Origin of the sequence: Kitasatospora sp. NPDC059973 (genome assembly GCF_042737525.1) — a bacterium.
Classification (GTDB): Bacteria; Actinomycetota; Actinomycetes; order Streptomycetales; family Streptomycetaceae; genus Kitasatospora.
The window spans coordinates 144,790-162,471 of sequence record NZ_JBHWUI010000001.1 but is presented as its reverse complement, the minus strand read 5'-3'; the positions used below and the strand labels follow the sequence as shown (position 1 = coordinate 162,471).

General features: G+C 72.6%; 15 protein-coding genes and 3 pseudogenes. 8 read left to right on the top strand and 10 right to left on the bottom strand.

The window, feature by feature from the left end; all coding sequences use genetic code 11:
- Window positions 1-41 precede the first annotated feature (41 nt).
- Entirely contained in the window at window positions 42-602 is a 561-nt protein-coding gene (locus ACFWA9_RS00615) for a hemerythrin domain-containing protein (RefSeq protein ID WP_352291591.1), read from the bottom strand.
- A gap of 301 nt (window positions 603-903) precedes the next feature.
- Between ACFWA9_RS00615 and ACFWA9_RS00610 the strand changes: the two genes are divergently transcribed.
- The 3 genes and pseudogenes from ACFWA9_RS00610 to ACFWA9_RS00600 form a co-directional block, all read left to right on the top strand.
- Window positions 904-1,227, top strand: coding sequence for a plasmid stabilization protein (locus ACFWA9_RS00610; protein ID WP_352291593.1), 324 nt, complete (start codon window positions 904-906; stop codon window positions 1,225-1,227).
- A gap of 203 nt (window positions 1,228-1,430) precedes the next feature.
- Window positions 1,431-3,334 (top strand): annotated as a pseudogene (locus ACFWA9_RS00605) (molybdopterin oxidoreductase family protein).
- A gap of 330 nt (window positions 3,335-3,664) precedes the next feature.
- Window positions 3,665-4,417: pseudogene (locus ACFWA9_RS00600) on the top strand (catalase); the annotation flags it as partial.
- Here ACFWA9_RS00600 and ACFWA9_RS00595 read toward each other — a convergent pair.
- From ACFWA9_RS00595 to ACFWA9_RS00585, 3 genes are all read right to left on the bottom strand, one after another.
- Window positions 4,305-5,192 carry an MMPL family transporter gene (locus ACFWA9_RS00595; RefSeq protein WP_380382075.1) on the bottom strand — a complete coding sequence of 296 codons (888 nt, stop codon included), beginning with the start codon at window positions 5,190-5,192 and terminating at the stop codon, window positions 4,305-4,307. The pseudogene ACFWA9_RS00600 and the gene ACFWA9_RS00595 overlap by 113 nt on opposite strands.
- A gap of 504 nt (window positions 5,193-5,696) precedes the next feature.
- Window positions 5,697-5,897: a hypothetical protein gene (locus ACFWA9_RS00590; protein ID WP_380382073.1), complete on the bottom strand. Its 201-nt coding sequence runs from the start codon at window positions 5,895-5,897 to the stop codon at window positions 5,697-5,699.
- A 127-nt stretch (window positions 5,898-6,024) separates the two neighbouring features.
- A complete protein-coding gene (locus ACFWA9_RS00585; protein ID WP_329491748.1) occupies window positions 6,025-6,216 on the bottom strand; it encodes a hypothetical protein in 192 nt (63 codons plus the stop codon).
- Between the two features lie 194 nt (window positions 6,217-6,410).
- Between ACFWA9_RS00585 and ACFWA9_RS00580 the strand changes: the two genes are divergently transcribed.
- The gene (locus ACFWA9_RS00580; RefSeq protein ID WP_329491749.1) at window positions 6,411-6,806 is read left to right on the top strand and encodes a hypothetical protein; all 396 of its coding nucleotides are present in this window, start codon (window positions 6,411-6,413) and stop codon (window positions 6,804-6,806) included.
- 339 nt (window positions 6,807-7,145) lie between these two features.
- Here ACFWA9_RS00580 and ACFWA9_RS00575 read toward each other — a convergent pair.
- A pseudogene (locus ACFWA9_RS00575) lies at window positions 7,146-7,544 on the bottom strand (DUF2267 domain-containing protein); the annotation flags it as partial.
- A 322-nt stretch (window positions 7,545-7,866) separates the two neighbouring features.
- The gene (locus tag ACFWA9_RS00570; RefSeq protein WP_352291365.1) at window positions 7,867-8,304 is read right to left on the bottom strand and encodes an Hsp20/alpha crystallin family protein; all 438 of its coding nucleotides are present in this window, start codon (window positions 8,302-8,304) and stop codon (window positions 7,867-7,869) included.
- 1,067 nt (window positions 8,305-9,371) lie between these two features.
- Between ACFWA9_RS00570 and ACFWA9_RS00565 the strand changes: the two genes are divergently transcribed.
- Both ACFWA9_RS00565 and ACFWA9_RS00560 read left to right on the top strand, forming a co-directional pair.
- Window positions 9,372-9,653, top strand: a complete 282-nt coding sequence (locus ACFWA9_RS00565; protein WP_380382122.1) for a MerR family transcriptional regulator — start codon at window positions 9,372-9,374, stop codon at window positions 9,651-9,653.
- A 485-nt stretch (window positions 9,654-10,138) separates the two neighbouring features.
- Entirely contained in the window at window positions 10,139-10,528 is a 390-nt protein-coding gene (locus tag ACFWA9_RS00560) for an STAS domain-containing protein (protein WP_380382071.1), read from the top strand.
- A gap of 440 nt (window positions 10,529-10,968) precedes the next feature.
- Here the strand turns inward: ACFWA9_RS00560 and ACFWA9_RS00555 are convergent, their stop codons facing one another.
- Together ACFWA9_RS00555 and ACFWA9_RS00550 are read right to left on the bottom strand one after the other, a co-directional pair.
- Window positions 10,969-12,507, bottom strand: coding sequence for a DEAD/DEAH box helicase (locus ACFWA9_RS00555; RefSeq protein ID WP_380382069.1), 1,539 nt, complete (start codon window positions 12,505-12,507; stop codon window positions 10,969-10,971).
- 374 nt (window positions 12,508-12,881) lie between these two features.
- Entirely contained in the window at window positions 12,882-13,085 is a 204-nt protein-coding gene (locus ACFWA9_RS00550; RefSeq protein ID WP_030918248.1) for a cold-shock protein, read from the bottom strand.
- Window positions 13,086-13,919: 834 nt separating this feature from the next.
- On the opposite strand from ACFWA9_RS00550, the gene ACFWA9_RS00545 reads away from it, so the two are divergent.
- Window positions 13,920-14,585 (top strand): hypothetical protein, encoded by a 666-nt coding sequence (locus ACFWA9_RS00545; RefSeq protein WP_380382067.1) that lies wholly within the window; start codon window positions 13,920-13,922, stop codon window positions 14,583-14,585.
- A gap of 335 nt (window positions 14,586-14,920) precedes the next feature.
- Window positions 14,921-15,418 (top strand): hypothetical protein, encoded by a 498-nt coding sequence (locus tag ACFWA9_RS00540; RefSeq protein WP_380382065.1) that lies wholly within the window; start codon window positions 14,921-14,923, stop codon window positions 15,416-15,418.
- A 168-nt stretch (window positions 15,419-15,586) separates the two neighbouring features.
- Here ACFWA9_RS00540 and ACFWA9_RS00535 read toward each other — a convergent pair whose 3' ends face one another.
- Both ACFWA9_RS00535 and ACFWA9_RS00530 read right to left on the bottom strand, forming a co-directional pair.
- Window positions 15,587-16,126 (bottom strand): CinA family protein, encoded by a 540-nt coding sequence (locus tag ACFWA9_RS00535; protein ID WP_380382063.1) that lies wholly within the window; start codon window positions 16,124-16,126, stop codon window positions 15,587-15,589.
- Window positions 16,127-16,146: 20 nt separating this feature from the next.
- Entirely contained in the window at window positions 16,147-17,613 is a 1,467-nt protein-coding gene (locus ACFWA9_RS00530) for an aminotransferase class I/II-fold pyridoxal phosphate-dependent enzyme (RefSeq protein ID WP_380382061.1), read from the bottom strand.
- Between the last annotated feature and the right edge of the window lie 69 nt (window positions 17,614-17,682).

Below are 17,682 nucleotides of genomic sequence, written 5' to 3'. Positions count from 1 at the left end.
CCGCCCCGACGCCAGGATCGCCGGCCGGTCGCGGGGGTGGATCAGGACTTGCCGCGGCCGGTGACGAAGTCGCGGGCCCGGTCGACCAGGCCGACACCGGGAGCGAGCAGCTTGCTGGCCGCGGGGCTGTCGGGCGCGGCGGGGTGGGGGCGGGTCGGCGCCATGGACTTGGCCCGGCGGATCTTGTCACCGAGGTCGTTCAGCTGCTCCGGCGTACACGCTTGGCGCAGCATGGGGAAGAGGTTGTGCTCCTCGTCCTGGACGTGTGCCGCGACCTCGTCCATGAGCCGCCGCAGCAGGGGGCTCATCTGCGGGTCGTCCGTCTTCGTGTCCTCCAGCTTCTTGAGGAGTTCCTCGACCCGGCCGTGGTCGGCGATCTCCTTGTCCGCCAGCCGGTCGCCGCCCTGGACGTGCTCGCGCACCGCCGGGTAGAGGTACTGCTCCTCGGCGACGGAGTGCCGCACCAGCTCGATGGTGACCTCGTCGACCACGTCCCGCAGCTGCTGGCCGCCGCCCGTCATCGCCTGGATCCGGGCGAACATCTCCTCCACCTCCCGGTGGTCGGCCATCAGTTCGTCGATCACGTTTCCGCCGTGTCCCATGAAACGCCTGCCTCTCGTTCGTTCCGTCCGGGCCGGGCCGGTCCCGGCCGCCTGGCAGTCGTTCCCCGGCGGGTGCGTGCGGTGGGCGACAGCGACGCCACCTCACCCGAACGGGGGCCGACCGCGGCCAGGTCCCCGGTCCCGGTCCCCGAGGCCGGAGAGGGGCCCCGGCACGTGGCCGGGCCCGGCGCGGGGGGCAGCGCGGCACGGCGCACCGCCGGGACGGGCATGGGCGGGCCCGCGAGTCGGCCCTTACGTTCGGGGTAGACGCCGCTGCGGAGCACCGTCAGAAGGAGGAGTCATGCCTGCCGGATCGAGCAAGAAGCGTGAACGCCAGTACGAGCACATCAAGGACAGTGCCCTGGACCGCGGGGAGAGCAAGAAGCGGGCCGAGGAGATCGCGGCCCGGACCGTGAACAAGGAACGGGCCCGGCATGGCGAGTCGAAGACGGCCAGCCGCTCCTCCACCCACGACACCTCCTCCTCCCGGCGCGGCGGCCAGCGTTCGCACTCCGGCTCCCAGGGGCCGACGAAGGAACAGCTGTACAACGAGGCCAAGCAGCGCAACATCCACGGCCGCTCGAAGATGACCAAGAAGGAACTCGCCAGCGCTCTCGGCCACTGACCGACCGCCACCCGCGCACCCCCTGAGGGTCCCCAGCGCCACCGCGCAGAAGTTGCCTCCCGACCACCGGGGTCGGCGACGGAAGGAGCACGACCGTGGACCGGACCGCCGATCCCTGGGGGCCCCGCACCCCGTACGCCCCCGGCACGCCGTGGCCCGCCCGGGTCGACCTCCAACTGGCCCCCGGGCTGAGCGAGGCCGACGTGCAGCGCTGGGTGCCTTCCGCGTCGCTTCTGCACTCCAACGGCGACGCCATGGACATCGCGGTCCGTGACGGGAGGATCGTCGGTGTCCGCGGCCGGGCCGGGGACCGGGTCAACCACGGCCGCCTCGACATCAAGGACCTGTTCGGGTGGCCCGCCAACGCCTCGCCCGCCCGGCTCACCGCGCCGCAGGTCCGCCGCGGCGGCCGACTCGTCGCCACGGACTGGGACACCGCCCAGGACACCGTCGCGGGGCGCTGCCGGTCGGTGCTGAAGGACCACGGGCCGGACGCGGTCGGCTTCTACACCTCGGGGCAGCTGTTCCTGGAGGAGTACTACACGCTGACCGTCCTCGCCCGCGCCGGGATCGGTACCAACCACCTGGACGGCAACACCCGCCTGTGCACCGCCACAGCGGGCGAGGCCCTCAAGGAGTCCTTCGGCTGCGACGGCCAACCGAAAGGGCGGCCGGCATCTGCGGACTGCCTGCGGGCGAGATCCGCCGCCCCGCCGAGCTGATCGCGGGCACCGACCGGCTCGTCTCCACCGTGCTCCAAGGCGTCTACCAATCGCACCAGGCCACGGCAAGCGCCGTCCAGGTCAACAACCTGCACCTGCTGCGCGGACAACTCGGACGCCCCGGCGCCGGCGTCCTTCAGATGAACGGCCAGCCCACCGCCCAGAACACCCGCGAGTGCGGCGCCAACGGCGACCTGCCGGGTTTCCGCAACTGGGCGAATCCGCGCCACGTCGCCGAACTCGCCGAGCTGTGGAACATCGCCCAGCGGTGCTGGACCACGGCGGCCCGCCCACCCATGCGCTGGAGATGTTCCGCCTCGCCGGGACCGGCGCCCTGAAGTTCCTGTGGATCAGCGCCACCAACCCCGCTGTGTCCCTGCCCGACCTCGCCAGGATCCGCCGGATCCTCGCCCGGCCCGACCTGTTCGTCGTCGTGCAGGACATCTTCCCCACCGAGACCGGCGAGTTCGCCGACGTGGTCCTGCCGGCCGCGACCTGGGGCGAGAAGACCGGCACCTTCACCAACGCCGACCGCACCGTCCACCTCTCGGAGAAGGCCGTCGACCCACCGGGCCTCGCCAGGTCCGACCTCGACATCTTCCTCGGCTTCGCCCACCGAATGGACCTGCGCACCCGCACCGGCCGTCCACTGATCACCTGGCAGGACGCCCCGTCGGCGTTCGCCGCATGGCAGCAGTGCAGCAAGGGCCGCCCCTGCGACTACACCGGGCTCAGCTACCAACTGCTGCGCGAACACGGCGGCACCCAGTGGCCCGCGACACCCGCTCTCCCCTTCGGCACGCCGAGGCTCTACGCCGAGGGCCGCTTCTGGGCCCATCCGGAGACCTGTGAGGCCTACGGCCGCGACCTCGACACCGGCGAGCCCGCGACCGAGGCCCAGTACCGGGCCCTGAACCCGCACGGCAAAGCACTCCTCCGGGCTGCCGACTACGAGCCGCCCCCGGAACCGCCCGACGACGCCTATCCGCTGTGGCTGACCACCGGCCGCACCATCTACCACTTCCACACCCGCACCAAGACCGGCCGTGTTCCCGAACTCCAGCGCGCCGCGCCCGAGGTATGGGTCGAATGCTCCCGGGCCGACGCCTGCCGACACGGCCTCACCGACGGGGACAGGGCCGTCCTGACCACCGCCCGTGGCTCCGTCACCGCCCGGGTCCGGATCACCGGGATCCGCGAGGGGCTGCTCTTCCTGCCGTTCCACTACGGCTACTGGGACCACGGCCCCGACCACGCCGACAGCCCGCCGCGCCCGCGACCGCGCCGCGAACGAGCTCATCGCCACCCGCCTCGACCCCTCGTCGAAGCAGCCGGTCTTCAAGACGGCCACCGCCCGCCTGGCCCGCTCCGAACACCACCGCTGACCCCGCACCCCGAACGCCCCCGGCATCCGGGAAGCCAGGGTGACGGGCGGCTACCGGAAGGCCGAGGGCCCGGCGCACCTCCAGGACGAGGTCGACAGGAGGGAACGAGCGCCGGCCGCACAGCCCGCCACCACCCGGGAGACCGCCGACCGGCGTGAGGAGGAGCGACAGAGGAGGCGGCGGGGTGGCCGTTCCTCGGGGGAGCGGGTGTGTCGTGCCGGGCGGGTCGGCGCCGGTCGGGATAGTCGTTCGTACAGCACTCGTGGGCGTGGCGCCGGTCCGGCGATCGTGCCCGCGGGTGCCGGACCTGACCCGATGCCGGAGGACATGATGGACGACAAGCCGGGACCCGTGAAGAGGATCGTCGACGCCGTAGCCGAGGCCGTGCGCGAGGACGGCCGGCCGCCGGGCGGTGTGCCCGGAGCGCCGGGCAGCACACCGCCTCAGGTGGCGGAGCCGCTCGAACCGAGGGCTCCGCTGCCCGCGAAGCGGGACCAGCAGGGGCCCCTGCCGGTGTCGCCCACCGGCCGCGACACCGGCCTGCCGGCAGACGCCCTGTCGCAGAACGGCGGGTACCTGACGACCGCGCAGGGGGTGCGACTGCCGGACGGCGACCATTCGCTGAAGGCCGGGCCGCGTGGCCCGGTGCTGCTGCAGGACCATCACCTGCGCGAGAAGATCATGCACTTCGACCACGAGCGGATCCCCGAGCGGGTGGTGCACGCCCGCGGGGCCGCAGCCCACGGCACCTTCCGGGGCTACGGGACAGCGGCCGCGGTCACCAGGGCCGCGTTCCTGGCGGAAGGCGTGGAGACGCCGGTGTTCGTACGGTTCTCCACCGTGCTGGGCTCGCGCGGGTCGGCGGACACCGTGCGCGACACCCGCGGCTTCGCGACCAAGTTCTACACCGGCCAGGGCGTCTTCGACCTGGTCGGCAACAACATCCCCGTCTTCTTCATCCAGGACGCCATCAAGTTCCCGGACGTGGTGCACGCCGCCAAGCCGCACCCGGACCGGGAGATCCCGCAGGCACAGAGCGCCCACGACACGTTCTGGGACTTCGTCTCGCTGCACACTGCGGCAGCACGCGGTCAAGCCAGGCCGGGGTGTGCCAGGCAGCGCGGCCGGTCAGCCGCAGGATCACCGGCGGCAGCACCAGCCGGACCAGCGCCGCGTCGAGGAGCACGGCGACGCCGAGGACGATGCCCATCTCCTTGGGCGGGAGCGGGCCGGACAGGGCGAAGGTGAAGAACACCGCGACCATGACGCCGGCCCCCGCGAAGATCACCCGGCCGGAGTGGGCGAGTGCGCCGACCATCGCCTCCTTGGGGTCGCCGGTGCGCTCGCAGTGCTCCTTGGCGGAGGCGAGCAGGAAGAGGGTGTAGTCGATGCCGAGGGCGAGGGCGAACATCATGGCGAAGTTCATCGCCCAGATGGAGACCGGGAACAGATGGCTGATCAGCACCAGCGAGCCGGCCGAGGCGGCAAGTCCGGCCATGGTGAGCAACAGGGGCAGCGGTGCGCTCCCTCCGATCCGGTTTCGGTTCGGGCCGCGGGACGAGTGCGGCGTCGTCGAGGCTGATCGGGAAGCCCGGCGGGGGCCAGGATCTCCGCAGCGCGGGGTGGGGTAGTCGTCGTCGCGGGCCTGGTCTCGGCGCTCAGGTGGTCCGCCGTGCTCCGGTCGGTGGCGAGGGCGGCCTGTTCCGCCGGTACCTGCCGTCCCGTCAACGGGTCGAGGGCCCCGGCGCTGTGTGCGCCGGGGCCCAGGGATATGAGGATTCACTGCTCCATCTACTGCACTACTGCTGCCGGCTGTCGGGCCGGCTTGCGGTGTCCGCGTTGCCCGGGGGAGGGGCATTGCGCGGGGATCGCGTATGCGTGACCGAAGACCACCTCTTCCATGACGTTCCATGACGATGGCTACTGCGGTGACCGCCTGGCTCCGATTGCGTGCCGTGGCGGGCGATCCGACGGGGTGAACCCTTCCCTTCTCCTCTGGTGTGCATCGTGCGTACTGCCGGTACTGCGTACTGCCGGTACTGCGAACTGCTGGATGGTGCGTCCTGCGCGTGCGCGACCGCCACCGCCGCGGGCCCCACGCACAACCGGGCCCGTGACGCCTGGCAGGTCACCCGCCTTCCGCCGCGAACCCGTTCTGTCATGACCGGGTCCCGCGTACTGACGACCTGCACGCCTCCTGCATCACCGCTTGCACTGCTGGTACTGCGAACTGCGGTACTGCCCGGGCAGTTCGTGTCTGCCCGTTCTGCTGTCCTGCTCTCCCAACGCCAGGAACACTACACAGACTGCCGTGCAATGTCTACTCTCACCAGCACAGGTTTCCGTGTCTGGAGGCCGGACCTTATTGCGGCCTCGTCCGGCCGGCGACGGGGCCGTCGGAGCTCGGTTCGAGGGCGTCTCGCAGGGCGTAGAGGTCGGCGGCGGTCGCCTGCTCGGCCAGGCGCGCCAGCAGTCGGCGCAGGACCCGGTCGTCGCCGTCGCGGACCGCCTCCACGATTCCGCTCAGGACGGAACCGTCCACGGTCGGTGCGGGCTGCTGCATTTCCACCCTCCTTCGCGCCCCTCAGGGGCGTAGGCCCTCTCCGGGGCCTGGGACATCTCGGACAGGGCGGGAGGCTACCGGCCGCACGGCGGCCCGGAGCTGCGGGGTACCGGGTTGGGCTGCTCGTTCAGCCGGCGGGCGCGAGTGCGGTGAGCGCGGCGGCCAGGGCGCCGTGAACGGCGGGCGCGGCCGAGCTGGAGGCGAGCAGGAACCCGAAGGCGACGGCGACGCACGCCGCGGCCGGGGTCGCGCGGCGCTGACGGATCAGCACGGCGAGGACCGCGCCGAAGAACACGACGGCCGACAAGTTGAGGATCATGCTTCTCCCTCCGTAGTCCGGCGGAGGCGCCAGGCCGCCGCCGATATCTGCCCTGGCTGCACCACATTTTTCCACGCTTCGATCACAGGCAGTGGAATCTCCCTGCACCCGGCGCGCCCGGTGGAGGTGCCGGCGGAGAGCGGGCCGGGGGTGCCCGCACGGCCGCGCTGCGGCGGGCACTATCCTCTGGTGGCATGTCGAACCCTGATGGGCTGCTCGTCGACATCGCCGCGATGGTGGAGTCCGAGCACAGCAACCAAATGCCCCTGACCGTCGTCGTGCCTGGGGCGGTCATCACCGGCCGGCTCGCGCCGCAGAGCCTGTGGAACGAGCGGGTGGCGGAAGTCCTCGCCGGCTCGGAGCACCTCAAGCCGTTCGCCGCACTCTTCGCGGCGCCCGCGGCCGGTGCTGGTGACGCGGCCGGCGAAGGCACGGCGGTGCCGGCGGTGCGGCCGACGCATCTGCACCTGCACGTCGCCCGCATCCTGCAGGGCAGCTACGGGCTGCCGCACACCGGCGGCATGTACCGCATCGCCATCGCCGACATCAGCAGTTGGACGGTGGGAGACCTCAGCTACTCCGACCAGTGACACCAGGCCGGCCATGGCCGGTGTTGGATGGTCGGCTTCAGCGCGGCGCGGTGATGGTGCGGGGTGTCGGGCCGCGGTGGCCGGTCGCGCGTTGCCGAACAGGAGCGCTGACGACGACAAGGGCCACCAGTGGCCGGGGGAGGGGGAGCCCGCCGGTCGTCGCGGTGCAGGCCTCGACGGGGAAGGCGTCGGCGAGGCCTGCACCGCTCCTCGCCGACGAGTCGTGCGCCGAGGACGCCCTGGCCGTGGTCAGGGCGCGTTCGGCCCTCGGGCTGTTCTGGTGGCGGCCGAGGATGCGGTCGCGGTCGAGGCGGGTGTGCCGGGTCGTGGCGGGGGTGGCCCTGCTGCGGGGTCGGGGCGGCCGAAGAGGAGGTCGTAACCCGGGGGGAGTTGGAGCAGGAGGCGGTGGGTGAGGTCGTCGCCCGCGGCGTCGGCGACGACGCTGAGGACGGCGCTGACGTCCCAGGCGGCGGTCGCCTCGCTCGCGCCGGGGATCCAGGCGGCGGTGGCCCGTACGAACCGTTCCGCGTCCAGGGGCTGGGCGGCCTGTAGGGGGTTGAGGAGGACCAGGGCGAAGGTCTCCGGGAGCCGGGCCGCCAGCTCGGCCCGGTCGCGGCCGGCGACGTGGGCACCGAGCAGGGCCAGGACCACGCGGGCGGCCTGATCGGCCTCGCGGGGTGTGGGGTACTCGCCGCGTTCTCGGACCTGGGCCAGGAACGCCTCGGGTCGAAGAGTCATCGTGGTTGCCTCTCCGGATGCGTGGGTGGGCGGTTGGGCCTGGGCGCGGGTTGCTGCCGTTCGCGGGCCCGGCGGCGGTGAGGTCGGGGTCCGCCGGTCAGGCGCCGTCCCAGGCCGGTGGGCCGCAGGATCCGGGTGACCGGGTGCTGCGGCCGCGTAGCGCCGGGTGGTGGCCGGTGGTGTCGGCACGGTTGCGGGCGGCGCCGTGGGGCGGCGACCACCCGGGGCCGGCCCTTCCCCGCTGACGCCCGGGCGGGCGCCGGAGGGGGTGCCGCCCTGCGCGGCCCGGGGGTGCAGGGCGCAGGGCGGCAGGCTCAGGAGGTCAGGCGCGGATCTGCCTGGGGGCCGGACCCTGGGCGGTGACGGAGATCTTGCGGGGCTTGGCCTTCTCCGCGACCGGGATGCGCAGGGTCAGCACGCCCGCGTCGTAGTCGGCGCTGATGCCCTCCGGGTCGAGGGTGTCGGAGAGCATCAGCTGGCGGGAGAACACGCCCAGCGGCCGCTCCGAGAGCTCCATGCGCGCGCCCTCGGCCTCCGGGCGCGGGCGCCGCTCTGCCTTGACGGTCAGCATGTTCCGCTCCACGTCGATGTCGATCGCCGCCGGGTCCACCCCGGGAAGGTCGAACGCGATCACGTACTCGTCGTCGGCCCGGTAGGCATCCAGCGGCATCGGGGCGGGCCTGCTCCAGGTCCCGCTCTGGGTGACGAGCTGCTGGGTCAGACGGTCCAGCTCGCGGAAGGGGTCGGTGCGCATCAACATCGCGAAACACCTCCAGTGGTCCAGGCAACCAAGTGCCAATGCGCTTCACCTGACACCGTTGTAGCATGTCATCCATCCGATGACAACAGCTGATGTCTTCCGAAGAGTGACGCCAGGAGAGAGCGCTCGCGCCCGGTGCGGGCCGCCGCCGGGCCCGGCCGGTGTGGTCTCCGGATGCGGACCGCCGGGCCTGGCCCTCGCGCAGGGAGAAGACTGCCTCGTCGGTACGCACCGGAAAATCTATGCCCGCTGAAGTAGACATTGCCTGGTGTCGTGGTTACTGTTTCTCTCGTAGACGCGGTCAAGCAGTACCCGCCAGACACGAACTGGCGGGCAGCAGTACGCAAGTTCGCAGGTCGGCGCGGTTGCAGGGTCCTGAAGCCAGGGATGTGCGGTAAGGCAACAGGACCGGCAGCCGCTCCGGGCGGCCCGCAGGTATCAGGGGCCGCCACCCAGCGTTACCGCAGTTCAGCAAGTGCATGACCCGAAGGTGAAGTTGAGTTGGGCAGTACCAGCAGTCGCAGGACGCGGTATCCCAGTAAAGGCGCCAGGACTGCGGGCGCGCGTGCTGGGAGGTCCGGGCAGTGGGGTTCCAAGCCGAGCAGGTGAGCACGACGGGCGACGGGGCTGGCTGCCGGACCGGGCGGACCATCAGGACCGCCGCGGCAGTAGTTGGCAGTACAGCAGTAACCGCAGTTCGCAGGGACAGAACCCGGGTAGTGCAGAGGATGAACGGAGGGACGTAGCGCCATCAGGATCGCCCGGCCCGTGAGGCAATGCACCGGGCGGAATCCGAGGACCCCGAGGCAAGGACGGTGGTTTCCGGTCACGCATACGCGATCCCCGCACGCCCCCTCAGCCGGGGCGAGGCGGACTCAAGGAACCCGGCCATAGGGCCGGAAGATGGTGTAAAACCCTTCGGGGCCCCGGGAGCCGCAACGGCCCCGGGGCCCCTCAGCGCGTCCCCGGACACAACAAGAAGAGGTGCAGTGACCACGGCAACCATCCGACCGCATACCCCCGACACCCCCGACCGTCTCGACGACGACGACTACCCCGCCTACACGATGGGCCGCGCCGCCGAGATGACCGGCACCACACCCGGCTTCCTACGCGCCCTCGGCGACCAGGGCCTCATCACCCCCCTGCGCTCCGAAGGCGGCCACCGACGCTACTCCCGCTACCAGCTGCGCATCGCGATGCGCGCGCGTGACCTCGTAGACCAGGGCACCGCCATCGACGCAGCCTGCCGCATCGTCATCCTGGAAGACCAGCTCGAAGAAGCCCTGCGTATCAACGACGAGCTCCGCCGCTCCCAGCAGGGCCAGGCCCCCGACGCCGATACCTGACCGTCTGCCCCGCCCGGCCGACGAGACCGGCCCGCGGTGGGCGACAAGCGCTCACCGCAGGCCGCCCGGCCGCCCGTCTGAGACCAACGCCGCCGGCCGCCGATCCTGGATCGCGGAGCGTCCTCTCCTGCGCGGGCCGGCCGCAGACCCCGCCTCACCAGTGCGAGCTGTCCGTGACCACCGGGTACGACGGCTTCGTCGTCATTCCCGAGCCCACGCCCCGACACGCCCATCCACCCCCGTCGCGCCAGGGTCAGGACGCCTGCCCGGCGGCGATGACCGGCCCACTTCCGCCGACCGGACCGCGCCTGTCTCCCGACCGGCTCTGCCAGGGACCCGCCCGTCGGCGGTTCGCCCACGCGGGTGGTCCGCCGGGCCCCCGGCCACTACGGTGTGATGTGCCCCCGCACGCGGGCCGTCAGGTCAGATTCCCGCTTCGCGGGCGCACCCCGGGCCGCCGAGAGCGGGGCCGCAAGGAGTGAACGGTGACCGTCTCCGAGGAGAGTCGACCTCCTGCCCTCGATGTCCGCCTGAGGCCGGACGCGGGCGACGTGGTGCTAGACGCGGCGGGCGACCTCGACCAGACCACCGGTCCACTGCTGAGCGCCGCCGTGGAGAGCGTCCTGGACGCGCCGGCCGTTCCCGGGAAGCTGGTGGTCGACATGTCCCGGGTGGCGTTCTGCGACTCCGGCGGCCTCAACGCCCTCATCCGCGCCCACCTGCGCGCCCGCGAAGCGGGGTCGGAGCTTCACCTGATGCGTCCGACCGCACCCGTCGCGGCTCTGCTGCGCCGTACCGGCGTGGACCAGGTCCTGCTCGTGGGCGCGGACCCTGCGGCGGTCTTCACCCAGGAGACCATGCCCGGGTTCGCGTGAGGTCGCACCGCCGCGGAGCAGCGCCCCGAGGGGAGAAGGCCGCCGGTGGCCGGGGCAGCGGGTAGCCCGAGGCTGCTGAGCCCGGGGGGACTTCGTGTCGGCGGGTATGCCCGGCGTGGCGAACGGGGCGCGGTCGAGAACGATGTCGCGTACGGGGGAGCGCTCGGTGGACGAGGACCGGGCCGGAAACGGCGCCAGGTGCAGGCCGGTCGGCAGACCGGGGCGCAGCGGCCGTCCTCGCCGTCTTTCGCCCGGCGGGTCCGGCGAGTCCGGCGAGCCCGGCGGGCGATCGTGGCACGTCGGTGGGACGGGCCGGCGGGGTCAGCCGGGGCGGGGCGCTGTCGGTGGCTCGCGCGTGCGGGGCGTCGCGGGAAGCCGGTGTCGCCGAGGCGGCGAACCGCGCGGGCCCGGTGCGCTGTGAGCACCGGGCCCGGCGGGTGCTACGCGGCGAGGGCCACGCGCCCGGGCGCGCGGCGGCGGCCGGAGGTGCCCCGGTTGTCGCGGCCTGCGGCAGACCGGGTGTCGCCGGAGCCGCCTGCGGGGCGGCCGCGGCGGCCACGGCTGGTGGACGCGCTGCGGCGGGGGCGTTCGGCGACGGGGTCGGCGATCACGGTGGGGATGCCGGTGGGCACACGGGCGCCGGTGATGCGGGACAGTTCCTCGTCGCCGGCGGCGACCCGGGTGGTGACGGGGGTGATGGCGGCCGTGGTCATCATCCGGGCCATCTCGCGGCGCTGGTTGGGGAGCACCAGCGTCACGACGGTGCCGGACTCGCCGGCCCGGGCGGTGCGCCCGCCCCGGTGGAGGTAGTCCTTGTGGTCGTTCGGCGGGTCCAGGTTGACGACCAGGTCCAGGCCGTCGACGTGGATCCCCCGGGCGGCGACGTTGGTCGCGATCAGGGCGGTGACCTGGCCGGTGCGGAACTGCTCCAGGGTGCGGGTGCGCTGGGGCTGGGACTTGCCGCCGTGCAGGGCCGCGGCCTTCACGCCGTTGGCGAGCAGCTCGTCGACCAGGCGGTCCGCGCCGTGCTTGGTGTCGATGAACATGATCACCCCGCCGTCACGCGAGGCGATGTGGGCGATCGTGGCGTTCTTGTCGAAGCTCTGGACGTGCAGCACGTGGTGCTCCATGGTGCTGACCGCTCCGGCGGACGGGTCCACCGAGTGGGTGACCGGGTCCTTGAGGAAGCGGCGTACCAGGCGGTCGACGTTGCGGTCCAGGGTGGCGGAGAAGAGCATCGTCTGGCAGCCCTCGGCGACCTGCTCAAGGAGCTCGGTGACCTGCGGCAGGAAGCCCATGTCGGCCATCTGGTCGGCCTCGTCGAGCACGGTGATGCCGACGCCGTCGAGCTGGCAGTCGCCGCGTTGGATCAGGTCCTTGAGCCGCCCGGGGGTGGCTACCACGACCTCGGCGCCGCGGTTCAGTGTCTGGGCCTGGCGGCCGATCGACATTCCGCCGACCACGGTCGCCATCCGCAGGCGCACCGCGTGGGCGTAGGGGGTGAGGGCGTCGGTGACCTGCTGGGCGAGTTCGCGGGTGGGGACCAGGACCAGGGCCAGCGGGCGGCGCGGCTCGGCTTTGCGCCCGGCGGTGCGGGCCAGGACGGCGAGGCCGAAGGCGATGGTCTTGCCGGAGCCGGTGCGGCCTCGTCCGAGGACGTCGCGGCCCGCCAGCGAGTTCGGGAGCGTCGCGGCCTGGATCGGGAACGGCGAGGTGACGCCCTGGCGGGTGAGGACCGACAGCAGCGCCTTCGGCATGTCCAGCTCGTCGAACGCTTCGACGGCCGGCAGCGCCGGGGTGGTGCTGACCGGCATCGCGAACTCGCCCTGCGGGGACGAGCCCTGACGGGAGCCCCGGCCGCCGGAGGAGTACCGGCCGCCGGCGGGCCGGTCGCCGTAGAAGGAGCTGCCGCCGGAGCGGGAGCCTGCGGAGGAGCGGGAGTTGGCGTTCTGGTACGACGAGCGACTGGAGCGGTTCATGTGGGAGACCTTCCTCAGGGCGGCACGTCACGAGGAAGGCTCCGTGGCGCGGAGGCGCCGGCGGAGACCGCAAGGGAACGGGCCGAAAGTGTGACGGGCGGAGCGTGGACGGTAGAACCGTGCGGCACGTCACCTACGGTCGGCGCTCACCGCGAAGGGGGCGGGAGCGAAGAACCTCGAACCGTGAGATCTCACGGCAGGGCGCCGATCCGGACGCGGCGCTGGGCGTCTCGCGTGGGGATGGCCGCCGGTGGCGGAGCCAGGGGCCTGAACGGCCTTGGGATGCGCGTCGTGGCGCAATGCCGAAGGGCCCGCACCGGGCATCAAGTACGCGGTGCGGGCCCCTCGCTACCAGGCGGGTGCCGTGGCAGAAACTACAGCGGACGAATGTTCTCGGCCTGCGGGCCCTTCTGGCCCTGCGTGACGTCGAACTCGACCTTCTGGCCCTCGAGCAGCTCGCGGAAGCCGTTGGCGTTGATGTTCGAGTAGTGGGCGAAGACGTCGGGGCCGCCACCCTCCTGCTCGATGAAGCCGAAGCCCTTTTCCGCGTTGAACCACTTCACAGTGCCATTAGCCATAAAGAAATCTCCTTCAAGGGGCTGTCCGAAGCACGCACCGTGCGTGCTTCGAGTCGCCGCGATGAGCACCCACCCGGGGAAGAGCCGGGAAACAAAAATGCGCCTGCGAAACATCAGCAGGCGCACACAAAGTTCATGGGAACCACTACTGCAACTAAGAGCAACTCTAGCAGGTCACGGCCTCCCGTGGTGGATTTCTTCACCTCCGGTTGTGCGACAGCCTTCCTCGGGGCCCGCCGGACCCGAGCTCGCCGGATCACCAACGCCCCTCTATGGAAGGTCAGTTGACAAAGCATCCGCACCCCCGTCGGCACCGGTGTCTCCCCGGGAAAAGGTGTCCCGCTACCGGCGGCACCCTGGCTCCTCCGGCAGCGCCGTAAACGTGACGTACCACGCCCACCTTGCAATCCAAGGCGCCGGGCGGCGTACACGGCATTCCGTCCCCCGAAATCGAATGCGCCGGAAAAGCCTCGTGCCCGCGCTCTCCGGCGCGTACCGCCGAACGCGGACCCCTCCGGTGCGCTCGCCACCGGAGGGGCGGCCGGTCGACGTGCCGCACGGCGTCCACGGCTTCGACTGCGACGAGCCGACGGAGGAATCCCCGCGGGGCCGTCGAGCGGGCGGGGGCGTGACCGGGCATCGGGGGGCTGAGGTCGCCGGGGCCTCTCCCGGAGCGTTGCGCCGTGCCGATCGGCAGGGTTCAACGCCCCGGGAAGGCGGCCCCGTTCATGCCGATCGGCACATGTGCGGGAGGGGGTGGGGAGGCGAGGGTTAGGGGCATCAGGACGGCGGCCGACGGGGCCGCCCGGAGGAGGGAAGCCCACCATGTTCCGTATGCGTAGCCGTGCCCGCGTCAGCGCCCGTGTCGTCCGGGGTGCCGCCGCTGCCGGGCTGGCCCTTGCCGGGCTCGCGGGGATCGCTCCGGCGTCGGCCACCGGTGCCACCGGCCCCGCTGCGGGCCCGTCCGTGCCGCAGGACGGGCGGCCCGGTCGTCCTGCGAGCGTCAGTGGTACGGCCCGTATCTGGTACGCGATCACTCCGGACGACGAGATCCGGTTCACCCTCGATGCCTGGGCGGAGCCGTACACCCGCCCCTTGCCGGGTACCCAGGCGTCCGAGGGGCTGCCCACCGACGCCCGGGGCACCATCCGCTACTCCCACCGGAGGGCCGCCACCGGGGAGGTCTACAGCGCCGAGGCGGAGGTGGACTGCCTGAGCACCGGCGGCCCGGTCGCCACGCTGACGGCTGTCGTCACCAGGTCGGACGTGGGCAACACCGGTGAGCGGATAGGCCTGAGCGTCTACCAGGGCACCGGGCACGGCGACGGTCGGCTCGGGTTCTCCTGGGGCGTGGCGAACATGGACACGGGGGCCGACGGGAAGCCGTACCAGCCGGTGGTCGGCACCTGTATGGCGCCGGCGCCGTTCGCCCCGGTCCTGCGGGGTGGCTTCACCGTCCACCACACCGAGTTGGAGGCACCGAAGCCGGCCGGACGGTAGCCGGGCGGCCCGCCCCGGAGATGGTCAGGCGGACCAGACGAGGAGGCCGTGCCGGTAGCGGGCGGCGGCGGTGATCGGGACACGGGATCCAGGCCGAGCGTCCCGAACAGGGCGTAGCGGGCGCCGTGCGTCCCGTGGTCGAGTGCGTCGGCGGGAGACGCGCCAGGACCACCGTGACCTCGCGGGCGGTAGGGGCGCCGAGCGGCTCCTCGGGTGGGCAAGGAGGCCTGCTCGGGCGAAACGGCGCCGCGGCCCCTTCGACGTCCCGGGCGCGGCTCACCTGGACGGGTGCGCTGGGCTGGCCACGGCGTGTGACTCGGCAGCAGCCTGCGGTTATGGAGCACGCAACGGCACAGCGAACCGATTCCCCCGGCCGCCCAGACGGCGGGGAGCCCGGGCAGGGGCGGCGGCGAGCGGCCCTACGGGTCGACGAAGGCCTCCTGGTCCTGGCGGCGGCCGTCCTCGACCACGGGGTGCCGCTCTTCGATCGGCGGTCCGGCGATGCGGCCGCGGAGGTGGCGCGTCGTCTGCGGTCCGCAGTCGGCCGGCCGCCGCAGACGCCGGACCGCCAGCACCTGGCCGTGGCTGTCGAGAACGCGCTGCGCGACCGTTCCGGCAGGCCGCGGAGTGTCGTGGAGGCGGCGACGGTGGAGGAAGCGGTCGCGTGTCTGCGGCGTGTGGAGTCGGCGCTGGCGGGCGAGGCGCTCGGTCGGGCCTGCCGACGTCTGTGGGAGGCCCTGTACCTGTGCATTCCCTTGACGACGATCCTCTCCCGGCCCGCGTGGCCACCCGCTGCGGCCTTCGAGCTGGCTGACGCGCCTCCGCTCGGGTGAGACGCGCCCGCCGGTCCGAGCACGGTCCGGGCACGGCGGGAAGCGCTCCACGGGTAGAGGGGGAGCGGCCCGTCCCCCCCCCGGCTAAGGGGGAAGACAGCCCTCGCCGACGCGGAGACTCTTCCCCGACTGCGCCACGCCTGTGCGCCCGAACTGTGTCCGTGCTGATCAGTCGGGTCGCAGCAGGTCGTGGAGGAGCTGCAGGGCGGCGAGGACCGCGTCGTTCTGGATGTCGTTGCGGTGCCCGGAGCGCGGCTCGGGCTGGGTGGTGATCGTGGCGTGCGGGGCGGCGACGGCCACGAAGACGGTGCCCACCGGTTGGCCGTCCTGCGGGGCGGGGCCGGCCACACCGGTGGTGGCCAGGCCGTAGGTGGCCTGGGTGAGGGCGCGCACGCCCTGTGCCATCTGGGCGGCCACCTCGGGATGGACGGCTCCGACCTCGCCGACCAGGGCGGCATCGACGTGCAGCAGCCCGGTCTTGAGGTCAGTGGCGTAGGCGACGACTCCGCCGAGGAATGTCGCGCCGGAGCCGGGCGCGTCCGACAGCGCCATGGCGAGGCGGCCGCCGGTGAGGGATTCGGCCGCCGCGACGCTGTGGCCGGCGGCGGCCAGCGCGGAGGTGATCTGTCGGACCAGGACGCCCGCCGGGTCGAGCCCGCGGGAGCCGTCCTGGCCGCCGTGTCCGGTGCGGCCTGTGTCGGGGGGCATGGGGATCTCTCAGACAAGTATCAGGTCTCGACCACGACGCGCAGGGACGCGAGTTCGGGGTCGGCGCTGTCGGGGACGAGCATGCCCGCGTCGACGCCGCTGCGCAGGTAGTCGATCACGTCGTCGTTGAGGCGTTCGCCCGGGAGGGCGGCGGGGATGCCCGGCGGGTAGGGGGTGAGCATCTCGGCGGTGATTCGGCCGGACGCCTTCTCGATGGGCACCTGTTCGGTGGGGCCGAAGAACGCGTCGCGAGGCAGCATGACCTGCGCCAGGCGCAGGTCCCCAGGGGCGGGAATGTGGACACGGGGCGCCGGCCGCAGATCCGGGGCGCTCTCGGCCAGTTCGGTCAGTGCGCGGATGAGGGTGTCGGCGGTCGTGGTGTCGTCGGCGTGGGTGAGTTGGGCGCTGACGCGGCGGTGGTCGCAGACGTGCAGGGTGATCTGGTGGTGGGAGCGCAGCCAGTCGGCGGCGCGGTAGCCGGTGGTGCCGAGTGCGGAGATGTCGACGATGACCTGGAGCGGGTCGAGGTCGGCGGCGAGGCCCGGTGCGCAGAAGTCGTCGCGGCCGTGGACGTGCAGACCCTCCAGGGCGTCGATCCGGGCGCGGGTCGTGTCGGCCAGGTCGAGGGTGCGGTCGTAGAGGGCGCGGCTGTGCTGGACCATCTGGCGGCGCCAGCCGTCGAGAGCGGCGTAGATCAGGGTGGAGGGGCTGGTGGTGCCGAGCAGGTCCTCGCGCTGCTTGAGGACGGCCGGGTCGATCAGGTCGCCCTGCAGGTGGAAGACGGAACTCTGCTCCAGGGCCGATCCCATCTTGTGGACGGAGGTGACGCAGACGTCCGCCCCCGCGTCCATCGCCCAGCGCGGCAGCCGGGGGTGGAAGGGCAGGTGCGCGCCCCAGGCCTCGTCGACGATCAGCGGTTTGCCGCGGTCATGGCACACCCTGGCGATCGCCTCCAGGTCGGCGCATGTCCCGTAGGGGGTGGGCGAGGTCACCAGGGCGCCGCGGGCGTCCGGGTGTTCGTCGAACACCGCCTTGAAGGACTCGGCGGTCGGGGGGTGCGCGAGGTGCAGGTCCGCGTCCCACTGGGGATCGACCCACAGCGGCCGGATCCCGGCGACGATGAGTCCGGCGACGACGGACTTGTGCACGTCCCGGCCCACCAGCAGCGTCTCGTGGGGGCCGGCGACGGCGAGCATCGCGGCCTTCACCGACAGGGAGCTGCCGCAGGTGGAGAAGAACGTGTGGTCGGCACCGACGGCCTCCGCCATCAGTTCCTGGGCGTGCTGGAGGATGCCTCGCGTATCGAGGCGGTCGTCCAGGCCGCCCGTGGCCAGGACGTCCGCGCGGAAGACGCCCGTGCCCAGGGTCTCCAGTACGCGGGGGTCGGCGCCGCGGCCCTGCTTGTGGCCGGGCGGGGTGAAGGCGGTCAGCGGGTTGGCGTGGAATGCCGCGAGGGCTTCGAGTACCGGTGCCTGGGACTGGTCCATGCCGCGCGTCTTCCCACCGGTCGGGGCAGGAAACGGGGCGGTGCCGGCTCGGAGCCGGCGCAGGTCCAC